We start from the raw sequence: 14185 nt of genomic DNA on the forward strand, positions 1-14185 counted from the left end.
GGCGCGGCCGGTCCCGGCTAGACCGGGCGCGGCTGGGCCAGGGCCGGGCGGGCGTCGGGCGAGCGGGGGCGCAGCCACTGCGGCAACCACCGCGGGGGCTCGTCCGGCGCGCGGTCGAGCACGCCGCCCACCGGGTCGTCGTCGATGCCGTCGGCGCGCACCAGGTCCTGCTGCGGTCGGTAGATCTCCCGGACCACCAGCACCACCAGCGCCAGCACGGCCACGTCGCGCAGCACCACGGCCCCGGTGAAGTACTGCTCGGGCAGGCCCCGGTTGGTGGTGCCCAGGTAGTAGTACATCCGCGGCGCCCACACCAGCGCGTCCAGCGCCATCCAGCCCAGCAGCAGCCGGGTGCGCGGGATGGCCAGCACCGCCAGCGGCACCAGCCACAGCGAGTACTGCGGGCTCCACACCTTGTTGGTGAGCAGGAAGCCGGCCACCAGCAGGAAGCACAGCTGGGCCACCCGCGGCCGCCGCGGCGCGGTGAGCGCCAGCCAGCCCACCCCGGCGCAGACCGCGACGAAGAGCAGCAGGCTGACCGCGTTGAGCACGCTCGGGGACTGCCCGTGCGCCAGCGGTCCGTCGAAGCCGGCCCAGCCGGTGAAGGAGCGCACCACGTTGTACAGCGAGTCCGGGTCGGCGCCGCGCACGGAGTTCAGCCGGTAGAACTCCTTCCAGCCCTCCGGGTACAGCAGCGCCACCGGCAGGTTCACCGCCGCCCAGGCGAGCGCGGCCCCGCCCAGGGCGCGCCACCAGTGGCTCTGCCGCCAGCGGGCCAGGTCACCGCTGCGCAGGCAGAGCAGCAGCAACGGGCCCAGCAGCAGCAGCGGGTACAGCTTGGCCGCCCCGCCCAGGCCGAGCAGCACGCCGGCCAGCACCGGCCGCCTGCGCGCCCAGGCCAGCAGCCCGGCCGCCGCCGCCGCCGTGGCCAGCGCGTCGAAGTTGGTGAAGGCGTGCACCGCCACCAGCGGCGACACCGCCACCAGCGCGGCGTCCCAGATGCGTCGGCGCGCGACGACGGCGGTGGCCCACACCGTCACCAGCCAGGCCAGCGCCAGACCCAGCGCGACCACGGTGAAGTAGAGGACCACCTCCAGCGCGCCGGGCAGCACGCCCTGCTGGGCCAGCACGTACCAGCTCTTGGCCACCAGCATGGCGCCGTACTGGTACATCCCGGTGAGCACCGGGTACTCCATGTGGCGAACCTGCTCCTGGTCGGTGCCCGGGTTCTCCACCCACGACTTCTTGTAGGGCAGGGCGCCCTCGTCGAGGTGCTCGGCGCCGTAGAGCGGGACCGTGTCGGAGTAGCACATCGCGAGGTACTGGCGGCCGTTTCCCCAGTCCAGCTGCAGGGCCGAGGCCGGGCCGGTCTGCTGCAGGCACGGCGCCTTGGCGAACCAGCCCAGGGCGAGGAACACCACCGCGAGCAGCAGGATGATCCGCAGCGGGGTGAAGAACCGCACCCGTCCGACGAGCGCGTGGCGGCCCACCGGCCCCCCGACCAGCTCGCTGGCCTGCGCCACGAGGGGATCGGTGCGCGTGGGCGCCACCCGGTCGACGCCGAGCCGCAGCCCGCGGGTGTCGTCGGCGAGGCGAGCAGGCGCGACACGTCCGCGGGGGTCACCAGGCACGGACCCGACCCTACGCAGCCGGTCGCGACCGGCGGCCGCCGGTGACGGCTCGCGGCAAACACTCACGTTCTGTACTTAATGGACTACTAGGCGTAAGACTCTCCAGGAGTCGACTCGCGCTCCGCCGCACCCGAAGTCACACTGCGAGGCGCCGGTCACTGGCTCTCCGCCGCACCGAACGATCGAAGGACCACATGAACATTCGCCGCCTCGCGGGAGCCCTGGCTGTCGCCCTGGCTGCCGCCGCCACCTCCCAGGCCGCCGCAACCGCAGCCCCGCAACCCACCACCTACCTGCTCTCCCTCGGCGACTCGCTGTCGGTGGGCTACCAGCCGGCGCACGACGGCCAGCCCGCGGGCGACACCGAGGAGGGCTACGCCGACAAGCTGTACGCCCAGCTGAAGGTCACCGAGCCCACCCTGGAGCTGGTCAAGCTCGGCTGTACCGGCGAGACCACGACCACCATGATCGAGGGCGGCCGCTGCACCTACGACGGTGCCGTCTCCCAGCTGGAGGCAGCCAAGACCTTCCTGCGCAACCACCCGGGTCAGGTCCGCTACATCACCAACGACATCGGCGCCAACGACGTCCAGAAGTGCGCGCAGGGCGGCTCCATCGACATCCGCTGCGCCGTGGACGGCCTCGGGACGATCAGCAAGAACCTGCCCCGCATCGTCCTGGACCTCAACGTCGCGGCCGTGACCTCCCACCCGGTCTTCGTGGGCATGAACTACTACAACCCGTTCCTGGCGTCCTACCTCGACGGGGGCAGCGGCGTCTTCACCGCTGCGCTCACCTCGCTGTTCTCCTACGCGGTGAACTCCGTGCAGGGTGCGGTCTACAGCGGCTTCGGCGTGCGCGTGGCCGACGTCTCCGCCGCCTTTGACAGCTACCGCTTCCTGGAGGCGCGGGACCTGCCCGGCGTCGGCCCGGTGCCGCTGCCGGTGTACCAGATCTGCACCCTCACCTACATGTGCACCGACGACCCGGACATCCACGCCAACCCGGCGGGCTACCAGGTGATCGCCGACGCGTTCGCCGCTCAGCTGCCCCGCACCCAGCCCCAGCCCGCGCTGGTCGGCTAGCCAGCACCAGCCGCCGGGCGCTGCCCGGCACCCACGACGACGACGGGACCAGCCACGTGGCTGGTCCCGTCGTCGTGTGCTGGTCCCGTCGTGTGCTGGTCCGTGGTGCGGCTAGTCGTCCTCCGCCTCGGCCGGCAGCGTGGTGGTGGGCCCCGGCGCCGCGGTCCTGGTCGTCGTCCGCGGGGTCGTCGTGGTCGCGGAGGTGGTGCTGCTCGGCGCCCGGGTGGTGGTGGGCGCCGTGGTGGTGGGCGTTGGCGTCGGGGTGGTGGTGGGCGCGGTGGTGGTGGGCGCCGGGGTGGAGGTGGTGGTGCTCGGCCGCGTGGTGGTGCCGGTGCTGCGCGTGGCCGAGGAGGTCTCCGCGGGCACCCCGCCCGAGCCGCCGTTGAGGGCCGGTGCGTTGGGGAACCGCTCCTGCGGCGTGCCCTGCAGCGCCCCGTCCATCGTCGACTTCCAGATGTCCGACGGCAGCCCTGAGCCGTAGATGTTGGCGCCCCCGCTGGTCTTGATGGGGTCGTCGCCGTCACTGCCCACCCAGACCGCGGTGGACAGCGAGGGCGTGAAGCCGACCATCCAGGCGTCCCGGTTGTTGCCGGTCTCGCCCAGCTGGTTGGTGCCGGTCTTCGCGGCGGACTCCCGTCCCCCGGCGAGGTTGTGGTTGCGCGAGTACGCCGCGATCGGCTCCATGGCTGCGGTGACGTTCTTGGCGATGGCGTCGTCGATGGCCCGGGTGCCCTGCGGCAGACCCCGGTCCAGCAGCACGTTGCCGTCGGCGGTCACCACCTTCTGCACGAAGTACGGGTCGTGCTGGATCCCGTTGTCGGCCAGCGTCGCGTACGCGGCGGCCATGTCGATCGGCCGCACCGGGTAGGAGCCCAGGCCGATACCCGCGTTGGGCGGGCCGTCGGCCTCCTGCAGCGTCCGCTGGTTGGTGTCCGGGAACACCGTCGGGACGCCGGCGGCGTGGGCGACGTCGGCCACCGCCTGCGGACCGACGTCCACCGTGAGCTGGTAGAAGACGGTGTTGAGCGACAGCTTCAGCGCGGTGGCCAGGGTGCACCGGCCACAGGAGGCGCCCTCGGAGTTGGTGATCTTCTGCCCGGCGATGGTCTGCGGGGTGGACCCGTCGTAGGTCTTGTTCAGCGAGATGCCCTTCTTCAGGGCGGCAGCGACGTCGAAGACCTTGAACGAGGAGCCGGGCGGGCGGCTGGTGGACTGGGCGTAGTCCAGCCCGCTGCCGTTGGGACCGCCGTAGTAGGCCCGCACCGCGCCGCTGCGCGGGTCCACCGAGACCACCGCCGCGCGCAGGTTGGGCGGCTGCCCGCCCAGCGTCTTGGCCGCACTGGCCTCCGCCGCCTGCTGCGCCTTGGGGTCGATGGTGGTGGTGATCTGCAGGCCCTCGGTGTTGAGCTGCTGCTCGCTGATGCCCGCCGTGACCAGCTCGCTGCGAACCTGGCGGACGATGAGCCCGCTGGGGCCCTGCGTCCCGCTGGTCATGTCCGGGTCGGCGGGGGGCAGGACCTTGGGGTAGACCTGCGCGGCCCGCTCGTCTGCGGTGAGCCAGCCCTCCTGCACCATCGCGTCGAGGGTCAGGCTCCAGCGCTGCTCGGCCGCCTCGGGGTGGTCGGTGGGGTCCAGCGCGGAGGGGCTGCGGATGGTGGAGGCCAGCACCGCGCCCTCGGCCACGGTGAGGGCGTTGCTCTCCTTGCCGAAGTAGGCCTGCGAGGCCGAGGCGATGCCGTAGGAGCCGCGCCCGAAGTAGATGGTGTTGAGGTAGGCGGCGAGGATGTCGTCCTTGGACGTCTGCTGGGCCAGCTTGGTGGAGATGACCAGCTCGCGGAACTTGCGGACCAGCGTCTGCTCGTCGCCGACCATGGCGTTCTTCACGTACTGCTGGGTGATGGTCGAGCCACCCTGGCGCTCACCGCCGCGCACGTTGTTCAGCGCGGCCCGGGCGGTGCCGGTGATGGAGAAGCCGGGGTTGGAGTAGAAGGAGCGGTCCTCGGCCGCCAGCACGGCGAAGCGGGTGCTGGTGGGGATCTGCTCGATGGTGACGTCGGTGCGGTTGCCCTCCGGCGGCACGATGCGGGCGATCTGGTTGTTGCCGTCCTGGGCGTAGATGGTGGCCACCTGGTTGGCCTTGAGGTCGGACGGCTGCGGCACGTCCACCAGCAGGTAGGCCACCATGAACGCCACGATCGGGCCGATGATCGCCAGCCCGACGAGGCCGTAGGCCACCCTGCGCACGGTGCGCCAGCGGGTGGAGCCAGGGGGCCGTCCGCCGTCCCTGCGTCGGGATCTGGCGGGTTGGGTGTCGGTCACGTGCTGGTTCTCCATGGTTCTGCGTCGGCCTCGAGGTCGGGGTGCGTCACTCACTGGCGGTCCTGCGCGAGCGTCTGCGGCGGGCGGTCGGCGGGCTGGCCGCCGGTGCGCCGAGGACGTAGGACTGGGTGAGGTGGTTCCAGCTGCACGTGCGGCACACCTCGACCACGTACACCGAGAACTCGTCCTGGGTGGTGGCCATCCGCACCAGCTCCTCCGGGCTGCGTGCCGAGCCCGACACCGCTCCGAGGCGCTCCCCGCACACCCACGACACCAGGGTGAGGGGCTCCTTGCGGCACACCGGACACGTCACGTTGCTGGTGCGGCCGTGGAACTTCGCCGCCCGGAGCAGGCACGGATGGGCGTCGCAGACGTCGGCGACGTCGGTGCGGCCGGAGTGCAGGTCGGCGAGCAGGGCGCGGCGCTGCAGCGCGTAGTCCACCACCTGTCGCTGCATCCACACGTGATCAGAGTACGTGCGGCGTTTGCCGGGTTGAGGACGGATGTGCACCCGGCACCGGGCCCACACACGCCCGTCACCTGCGGACACCGGCCCGCGGCGCGCGCTCAATGTATCGGCGCGATATAGTCAGTGACTGCATCGCAAACGTTTCGAGGAGGTGGACCATGCTTGAGCTCGCTGTGCTCGGTCTGCTCCACGAGGCACCGATGCACGGCTACGAGCTGCGCAAGCGACTGACCGGTCTGCTCGGCGCCTTTCGTGCCTTCTCCTACGGCTCGCTCTACCCGACGCTGCGACGCATGCAGGCCGACGGGTTGATCACCGAGGAGGCCGACCCAGACGGCACCGGCACCAAGCGGCGCGCCCGTCGGGTGTACCAGCTGACCGTCGCCGGCAAGGAGCGCTTCGCCGAGCTGGTGGCCGACACCGGGCCGCAGACCTACACCGACGACGGCTTCGGGGTGCACCTGGCGTTCTTCAGCCGCACCCCGGCCGAGGCCCGCATGCGGATCCTCGAGGGCCGCCGCCGGCAGGTGGAGGAGCGCCGTGAGGGACTGCGCACCTCGATGGGCCGGGCCGGCGAGCAGATCGACCGCTACACCCACCAGCTGCACCGACTCGGGTTGGAGACCAGCGAGCGCGAGGTTCGCTGGCTCAACGAGCTGATCGTGGCAGAGGGCGAAGCCACCACCGGGGACAGCACCACGGGGGAACGCACCAGCGAGGACAGCACGACCACGGGAGGCTCCACGGAGCCGACCTCGAGCCCCCTCGAGAGCACCACGGCAAGACCCGCTGCTCACCGCAGCACCCAGACCGATAGTCGAACCAACAGAGGAGAGGCCGACCATGGCTGAGAATCGCACCAGCGTGCGCGTGGCAATCGTGGGCGTGGGCAACTGCGCCTCGTCCCTGGTACAGGGCGTGCAGTACTACCGCGACGCCCCCGAGGACACCACGGTGCCCGGGCTGATGCACGTGCGCTTCGGCCCGTACCACGTCCGCGACGTGGAGTTCGTCGCCGCGTTCGACGTGGACGCCAAGAAGGTCGGCTTCGACCTCAACGAGGCCATCGTCTCGAGCGAGAACAACACCATCAAGATCGCCGACGTCGAGCCCACCGGGATCGTCGTGCAGCGCGGCCCGACGCTGGACGGCATCGGCCGCTACTACGCCGAGACCATCACCGAGTCCGACGCCGAGGCGGTCGACGTCGCGGCGGCGCTGCGCGAGGCCGAGGTCGACGTCCTGGTCTGCTACCTGCCGGTCGGCTCCGAGGCCGCGGCCAAGCACTACGCCCAGGCCGCCATCGACGCAGGCGTGGCGTTCGTCAACGCCCTGCCGGTGTTCATCGCCTCTGACCCGGTGTGGGCGCAGAAGTTCGTCGACGCCGGTGTGCCGATCGTGGGTGACGACATCAAGAGCCAGGTCGGCGCCACCATCACCCACCGCGTGCTCGCCAAGCTGTTCGAGGACCGCGGCGTGCAGCTGGACCGCACCATGCAGCTCAACGTCGGCGGCAACATGGACTTCAAGAACATGCTCGAGCGCGACCGCCTGGAGTCCAAGAAGATCTCCAAGACCCAGGCCGTCACCAGCAACCTGACCCGCGACATGGGCGCCAACAACGTCCACATCGGCCCGTCCGACTACGTGGCGTGGCTCGACGACCGCAAGTGGGCCTACGTCCGCCTCGAGGGTCGCGCCTTCGGTGACGTGCCGCTGAGCCTGGAGTACAAGCTCGAGGTCTGGGACTCGCCCAACTCCGCCGGCATCATCATCGACGCCGTGCGCGCGGCCAAGATCGCCAAGGACCGCGGCGTGGGTGGCCCCGTCTTCGCCGCCGCCAGCTACCTGATGAAGTCGCCGCCGCGCCAGCTGGCCGACGACGTCGCCCGCACCCAGCTGGAGGCGTTCATCGCCGGCGAGGGCGAGGCCTGAGCCAGCCGGCTCCCACCTCCCCCCGCACCAGTGCGCGCCCGTCCCACCTCGGTGGGGCGGGCGCCGTGCTTTTTCCCAAAGGTGTTGGTAACGAACTACTCTGGCGTAGGGAAAGATGACCGCCCATGACCGATGAGGCCCCCGACCGCCCGAGCGTGCTGCAGCTGCTGGAGACCGTGGTCGACGACGGGACCTTCGAGTCCTGGGACCAGCCACTCGTCCCGGTGCCCGGCAGCACCAGCTACGACGCTGCCCTGACCAAGGCGCGCGAGCGCTCCGGGCTGGACGAGTCGGTGCTCACCGGCAAGGGGCTGGTGCGCGGGCGCCCCGTGGCGCTCATCGGCTGCGACTTCAGCTTCCTGGCCGGCTCCATCGGGGTCGCCGCGGCCGAGCGCCTGGTCAGCGCCGTGGAGCGGGCCACCGCCGAGGGCCTGCCGCTGCTGGCCACCACCGCCTCCGGGGGCACCCGCATGCAGGAGGGCACCATCGCCTTCCTGCAGATGGTCAAGATCACCGCCGCCATCACCGCCCACAAGGCCGCCGGACTGCCCTACCTGGTCTACCTGCGTCACCCCACCACCGGTGGGGTGTTCGCCTCGTGGGGCTCGCTCGGCCACGTCACCATCGCCCAGCCGCAGGCCCTGGTCGGCTTCCTCGGCCCCCGGGTGTACGAGGCGCTCTACGACGCTCCCTTCCCCGAGGGCGTGCAGACGGCGGAGAACCTGCACCGCTGCGGCCTGCTGGACGGCGTGATCCCCGCCGAGGGCCTGGCCGGGCTGATCGACCGGGCGCTGGCGGTGCTGATGGCCCCGCGCCGCCTCGAGGTGCCCAGGGTGCCCGACGAGGACGTGCCCGACGTCGAGGCGTGGGAGTCGGTCACCCGCTCCCGCGACGAGCGCCGGCCCGGGGTCCGGGCGCTGCTGCGCCACGCGGCCACCGACGTGGTGCCCCTCAACGGCACCGGGGAGGGCGAGTCCGACCCGTCGCTGCTGCTGGCGCTGGCCCGCTTCAGCGGTGCTCCCTGCGTGGTGCTGGGCCAGGACCGGGCCCGCCAGACCACCGCCGACCCGCTGGGCCCGGCCGCGCTGCGCACCGCCCGCCGCGGCATGCGGCTGGCCGAGGAGCTGGGCCTGCCGCTGGTCACAGTGATCGACACCGCGGGGGCGGCGCTGTCGCCGGCCGCGGAGGAGGGCGGCCTCGCCGGGGAGATCGCCCGCTGCCTGGCCGACCTCATCACCACTCGCTCGCCCACCGTGTCGGTGCTGCTGGGCCAGGGCAGCGGCGGCGCCGCGCTGGCCCTGCTGCCCGCCGACCGGGTGGTCGCCGCCCAGCACGGCTGGCTGTCCCCGCTGCCGCCGGAGGGGGCCAGCGCCATCGTGCACCGCACCGCGGAGAAGGCGCCGCAGATGGCCGCCGAGCAGGGGGTCCGCTCGGCCGACCTGGCCGCGGCCGGCATCGTGGACCGGATCGTGGTGGAGCACCCGGACGCGGCCGAGGAGAGCGAGGCGTTCTGCACCCGGATGGGGGCGACGCTGTCGCAGGAGCTGGCTGCGGTGCTGGGTGCGGGCACCGAGGAGCGACTGGCCGCCCGCTGGCAGCGCTACCGCACCCTGGGGCTGCCGGGCTGACTGCCGCGAAGACCTTGTGGTGACGCAGATCACCTTCTAGGTTCAGCGACGTGGCCCTCAACATCGCTGACCTCATCGAGCACTGCATCGACCTCGTCCCGGAGCGGGTGGCCCTGGAGTCAGGGGAGCGCTCCCGCACCTACGCCGAGCTGGAGGACCGCAGCAACCGGCTGGCCCACCACCTGCTGGCCCAGGGCGTGCAGCCCGGCGACAAGGTCGGCCTGTACAGCCGCAACACCATCGAGTGCGTCGAGGCGATGGTGGCCATCTTCAAGGCCCGCGCGGTGATGGTGAACGTGAACTTCCGCTACGCCGAGCCCGAGCTGGAGTACCTGTTCACCAACTCCGACATGGTCGCGCTCATCCACGAGCGCCAGTACACCGACAAGGTCGCCGCGGTGGCCTCGCGCTGCCCCCGGCTGCGCAGCTTCGTCGCCGTCGAGGACGGCAGCAGCGCTGACCTGACCGCGCTCGGTGCGCTCGAGCTCGAGGCGGCGCTGGGGCAGGCCTCGCCCGAGCGCGACTTCGGCGAACGCTCCGGCGAGGACATCTACATGATCTACACCGGCGGCACCACGGGCATGCCCAAGGGCGTGATGTGGCGCCAGGAGGACGTGTGGCGGGTGCTGGGCGGGGGCATCAGCTTCCTCACCGGCGAGCACCTGGCCGACGAGTGGGAGCAGGCCCGCACCGGCGCGGAGAGCCCGCAGGCCACCCGCTTCCCCATCCCGCCGTTCATCCACGGCGGCTCGCAGTGGGCGGTGCTGCAGAGCCTGTTCACCGGCGGCAAGGCCGTGGTGTACCCGGACTTCGACGGGGAGCGCACCTGGCAGATCGTGGAGAAGCACCAGGTGAACGTCCTGTTCATCACCGGCGACGCGATGGCGCGACCGATGATGGACGGGTTGCTCTCCGGCCGCTACGACACCTCCTCGGTCGTGGCGCTGACCAGCACCGCGGCGCTGTTCTCACCCAGCGTCAAGCGGCAGTACCTCGAGGCCCTGCCCCACGCCTTCATCACCGACTCCATCGGCTCCTCCGAGACCGGGTTCAGCGGCATGGGCGTGGTCTCCGCCGACACCGCCGGGTCGGCGGGGCCGGTGGTCAAGATCGACTCCTCCACCCAGGTCCTGGACGAGCACGGGGTCCCGGTGCAGCCGGGCTCCGGGCAGATCGGCATGCTCGCCCGCAGCGGCTACCTCCCCCTGGGCTACTACAACGACCCGGTGAAGACCGCCGAGACCTTCCGCGAGCTCAACGGCGTGCGCTACTCCATCCCCGGCGACTACGCCCGGGTGGAGGCCGACGGCACGGTCACCATGCTCGGCCGCGGGTCGGTGTCCATCAACACCGGCGGCGAGAAGGTCTTCCCCGAGGAGGTGGAGGGCGCGCTGAAGTCGCACCCGGCGGTGCTGGACGCCCTGGTGGTGGGGGTTCCCGACGAGCGGATGGGCACCGCCGTGGCCGCGGTGGTCGCCCGCCGGCCCGGCGCTGGCGTCACCCTGGCCGAGCTCGACGCCCACGTGCGCACCATGATCGCCGGCTACAAGGTGCCCAGGGCGCTGTGGTTCGCCGACGAGATCCGCCGCTCACCCGCCGGCAAGCCCGACTACCGGTGGGCCCGCACGCTGACCGAGGCCGACGAGCCCGCGCACCGCTCCGCCCCCGCCAGCCCCACCAGCGCGCACCGGGCGTCGAGCTGACCAAGCGCGCCCGGTGGGCAGGCCTGGACGCCGCCCAGCCTGGCCCAGCACGTGCCGGCGTGTCCGGGGCTCGGTGCTCCCGGCAAGTAACCCGTCGTTGACATGTGTGTCGGGGCCGCTCTAGCGTGGGAGGTCAACGCTTGACGACCTGCGAGGCCTCTCGCGCCCCAGCCAGAACGGTGTCCCGTGCTCAGACCTCTGCCCAGCCGCACCGGCCGGCCGTCCTGGACCATCCTGCTGGGCCTCGCCCTGGCCGGCATGACCGTCGCCATGCTGCAGACCCTGGTGGTCCCCATCCTCGGGCTGATGCAGTCCACGCTGGGCACCTCGGCCGGGGGCATCAGCTGGGTGGTCACCGCCAACCTGCTGGCCGCGGCGGTGATGACCCCGCTGCTCGGCCGCTACGGCGACCAGCACGGCAAGCGCAAGGTGCTGCTGGGCTGCCTGGTGCTCATGCTCGCCGGGTCGCTGCTGGCCGCCACCACCACCTCGCTGGCGCTGCTGATCGTCGCCCGGGTGCTGCAGGGCGCGGCGGCGGGCATCTTCCCGCTGGCCATCAGCGTGCTGCGCGACGAGGTGGACGCCGACAAGCTGCCAACCAGCATGGCCGTGGTCAGCGCCACCCTGTCCATCGGCGGCGGCGCCGGACTGGTCGCGACCGGGCTGCTCACCACCGGTGGCGGCAGCTACCACCGGGTGTTCTGGCTGGCCTTCGCCCTCTCCGCGGTGGCGCTGGTCGGGGTGTTCCTGCTGGTGCCCGACCCGCAGACCACCACGCGGGGGCGCACCGACGTGCTGGGCGCGCTCACCCTCGGTGCCACCCTCGCGCTGCTGCTGATGCCGCTGTCGCAGGGCAGCTCGTGGGGCTGGACCTCGCCGCTGACCATCGGGTGCCTGCTGGGCAGCGCGGTGATGGCCGCGGTGTGGGTGGCCGTGGAGCGGCGGGTCGACGACCCGCTGGTGGACATCGGCATGTTCGTGCACCGGCCGGTGCTGGCCACCAACATCGCCGGCATGCTGCTGGGGTTCGCCATGTTCGGCCAGTTCCTCGGCACCTCGAGCTTCGTGCAGGTCCCGGAGGGCCTCGCCGGGTACGGCTTCAGCGCCTCGGTGCTGCGCGCGTCGGTGGCCTACCTGCTGCCGGGTGCGCTGCTGGGGGTGGTCGCCGCCCCAATCGGCGGACGGCTGGTGCACCGCTTCGGCGGCCGGGTGGTGCTCGCGGTGGGCACCGGCATCGGCACGGTCAGCTTCGCGTGGTTCGCCGCCTCGCACGATCACCCCTGGGAGATCATCGTCGCGGGCATGCTGACCTCGGTGGCCGTGGCGCTGGCGTTCGCGGCGATGCCCGCGCTCATCGTGGCAGCCGTGCCGCAGACCCACACCGGCATCGCCAACGGCCTCAACTCCATCTCCCGCTCGGTGGGCAGCGCGATCGCCGGGGCTGCGGTGGCCACCATCCTCGCCGCCCGGCACGTGGCGGGCACCCCGGCCGGGGTGCCGGCCATCCCCGCGGAGAGCGGCTTCACCCTGGCGTTCGCGATCTCCGGGGTGTGCTGCGCGGTGGCCTGCGTGGTGGTGCTGGTGGGTCTGCCCCGCCCCACGGCCGCCGGCCCGCCGCCGGTGTACGCCCGCGTCGCGGCGGGAGCAGGACGCACCCCCCGATGAGCACCCACACCAGCACGCCGCCGCGCCGACGCGACGCAGCGGCCACCCGCGAGGAGCTGCTCACCGCCGCCCGGGCCCGGTTCGCCGAGCAGGGCTACGGCGGCACCACGCTGCGGCAGGTCGCCGGCGACGTCGGGGTGAACCCGGCACTGGTGATCCGCTACTTCGACAGCAAGGAGCGGCTCTTCGTCGAGGCGCTGGGTCCGCGACCGCACTTCGGCGACGTCACCGACGTACCGCTGGACCGGCTCGGCCCGGAGCTGGTCCGGCGCGCCATCGTGGAGCTGCGGTCCGGGCAGAGCGGCGAGAGCCTGCTGGCGCTGCTGCACTCCCAGTCCACCGAGCTGGGGATGTCGCGGCTGCGGACGGTGATCGTGGAGGACTTCGCCGACGTGCTCGGTGCCCGCCTGCCCGGGGCTCAGGCCAGGGCCCGCGCGGTGCTGGTGGGCGCGCAGCTGCTGGGCCTGAGCCTGGTCACCGAGGTGTTCCGGCGGCCCGGGGACGCGCTGATGCCCATCGAGGAGGTGGTGGCGATGTACGGTCCCGCCGTCCAAGCCCTCATCGACCACACCGGACCGACCGGCTAGGTGGTGTAGTCGGCGTTGATGTCGATGTAGCCGCGGGTGAGGTCACAGCCGTACACGGTGAAGCTGCCGTCCTCGATGCCCAGGCCCACCTCGATGGTGACGGTGTCCCCGCGCATCACCTCGCTGAGCTCCGCCAGCTGCGCTGCGTCGAGCAGGTGCGGGTACACGTGCTGGCCGCACAGCGACACGGTGACGTTGTCGGAGTCGATGTCGGTGTCGTCCTCGCACTTGCCGACGGCCATCACCACCCGCCCCCAGTTGGGGTCGGCGCCGTGCACCATCGTCTTCACCAGCGGTGAGTTCACGATCGACTTGGCCACCCGCTTGGCCTGGGCGTCGTCGCGGGCACCGGTCACCGTCACCTCGATCAGCTTGGACGAGCCCTCGCCGTCCCGGGCGATCATGGTGACCAGCTCCAGGGCCACGGCGTGCAGCGCCTCCTGCAGCTCGCCGCGGTCCACCGGGCCAGCAGCACCGTTGGCGAACACGGCCGCGGTGTCGCTGGTGGAGGTGTCGGTGTCGATGCTCAGCGCGTTGAAGGTGGTGGCCACCACCGCGCGGAACACCTCGTCCAGCTCGGCAGCACCGATCTCGGCGTCGGTGAAGAAGAAGGTGAGCAGGGTGGCCATGTTCGGCTCGATCATCCCCACGCCCTTGGCCACCCCCAGGACCGTCGCGTCGCCGACGGTGCGGCTGACGATCTTGGGCACCGTGTCGGTGGTCATGATCGCGGTGGCGAAGTCGTCCCAGGTGGACGGCTGCGGCGGCGTGGGCCAGGCGGCGATGTTCCCGCGGATGGCGTCCATCGGGTAGGTCCGGCCGATGACGCCGGTGGAGGCCACCAGCAGCTGCTCGGCGTCGGCCTGCACGGCCTCGGCCACCAGCCGGCGGACCTCCATCGCGTCGGTCACGCCCTGCACCCCGGTGGCCACGTTGGCGTTGCGGGAGACCACCACCACGCCCCGGGCGTCAGCCCCCACGGTCTTGCTCAGCAGCACGCTGGGGCCGGCGAAGCGCGAGCGGGTGTAGACGGCGCTGCACACGGTGTCGGTCTGGGAGACGGCGACAGCGAGGTCGGCGCGGCCGTCGTTGCCCACCCCCACCTCTGCGGTGTGCACGTAGTAACCCTGGGGCCCCGGTGTCGCAGTCATGGTCCCCAGTCT

The 14185-nt window shown here is 72.0% G+C and carries 11 protein-coding genes; 7 read left to right on the forward strand and 4 right to left on the reverse strand.

What is annotated here, in order from left to right; translation table 11 throughout:
* Positions 1–17: 17 nt before the first annotated feature.
* Positions 18–1631, reverse strand: coding sequence for a glycosyltransferase family 87 protein (locus AC3YO9_RS04385; protein ID WP_489982260.1), 1614 nt, complete (start codon positions 1629–1631; stop codon positions 18–20).
* A gap of 194 nt (positions 1632–1825) precedes the next feature.
* On the opposite strand from AC3YO9_RS04385, the gene AC3YO9_RS04390 reads away from it, so the two are divergent.
* Positions 1826–2716 (forward strand): SGNH/GDSL hydrolase family protein, encoded by an 891-nt coding sequence (locus AC3YO9_RS04390; RefSeq protein WP_127784493.1) that lies wholly within the window; start codon positions 1826–1828, stop codon positions 2714–2716.
* Positions 2717–2827: 111 nt separating this feature from the next.
* Here the strand turns inward: AC3YO9_RS04390 and AC3YO9_RS04395 are convergent, their stop codons facing one another.
* Complete coding sequence (locus AC3YO9_RS04395) at positions 2828–4951, reverse strand: transglycosylase domain-containing protein (RefSeq protein WP_489982261.1); 2124 nt, start codon at positions 4949–4951, stop codon at positions 2828–2830.
* A gap of 130 nt (positions 4952–5081) precedes the next feature.
* Positions 5082–5492: a DUF5318 family protein gene (locus AC3YO9_RS04400; RefSeq protein ID WP_164860714.1), complete on the reverse strand. Its 411-nt coding sequence runs from the start codon at positions 5490–5492 to the stop codon at positions 5082–5084.
* Positions 5493–5662: 170 nt separating this feature from the next.
* Between AC3YO9_RS04400 and AC3YO9_RS04405 the strand changes: the two genes are divergently transcribed.
* The 6 genes from AC3YO9_RS04405 (at position 5663) to AC3YO9_RS04430 (ending at position 13022) form a co-directional block, all read left to right on the forward strand.
* Complete coding sequence (locus AC3YO9_RS04405; RefSeq protein ID WP_489982262.1) at positions 5663–6355, forward strand: PadR family transcriptional regulator; 693 nt, start codon at positions 5663–5665, stop codon at positions 6353–6355.
* Positions 6348–7439 carry an inositol-3-phosphate synthase gene (locus AC3YO9_RS04410; RefSeq protein WP_127784497.1) on the forward strand — a complete coding sequence of 364 codons (1092 nt, stop codon included), beginning with the start codon at positions 6348–6350 and terminating at the stop codon, positions 7437–7439. The genes AC3YO9_RS04405 and AC3YO9_RS04410 overlap by 8 nt, the downstream gene beginning before the upstream one ends.
* Positions 7440–7564: 125 nt before the next feature.
* Positions 7565–9067: a carboxyl transferase domain-containing protein gene (locus tag AC3YO9_RS04415; RefSeq protein WP_489982263.1), complete on the forward strand. Its 1503-nt coding sequence runs from the start codon at positions 7565–7567 to the stop codon at positions 9065–9067.
* A 50-nt stretch (positions 9068–9117) separates the two neighbouring features.
* A complete protein-coding gene (locus tag AC3YO9_RS04420; RefSeq protein ID WP_489982264.1) occupies positions 9118–10770 on the forward strand; it encodes an acyl-CoA synthetase in 1653 nt (550 codons plus the stop codon).
* 186 nt (positions 10771–10956) lie between these two features.
* Positions 10957–12435 (forward strand): MFS transporter, encoded by a 1479-nt coding sequence (locus tag AC3YO9_RS04425; RefSeq protein ID WP_489982265.1) that lies wholly within the window; start codon positions 10957–10959, stop codon positions 12433–12435.
* Complete coding sequence (locus tag AC3YO9_RS04430) at positions 12432–13022, forward strand: TetR/AcrR family transcriptional regulator (RefSeq protein WP_127784502.1); 591 nt, start codon at positions 12432–12434, stop codon at positions 13020–13022. The genes AC3YO9_RS04425 and AC3YO9_RS04430 overlap by 4 nt, the downstream gene beginning before the upstream one ends.
* On the opposite strand, the gene argJ is transcribed toward AC3YO9_RS04430, so the two are convergent.
* Positions 13019–14173, reverse strand: a complete 1155-nt coding sequence (gene argJ, locus AC3YO9_RS04435) for a bifunctional glutamate N-acetyltransferase/amino-acid acetyltransferase ArgJ (RefSeq protein WP_489982266.1) — start codon at positions 14171–14173, stop codon at positions 13019–13021. The two genes, AC3YO9_RS04430 and argJ, sit on opposite strands and share 4 nt — an antisense overlap.
* Positions 14174–14185 lie beyond the last annotated feature (12 nt).

The sequence above is a fragment of the Rhodococcus sp. Z6_132 genome, from assembly GCF_058133635.1.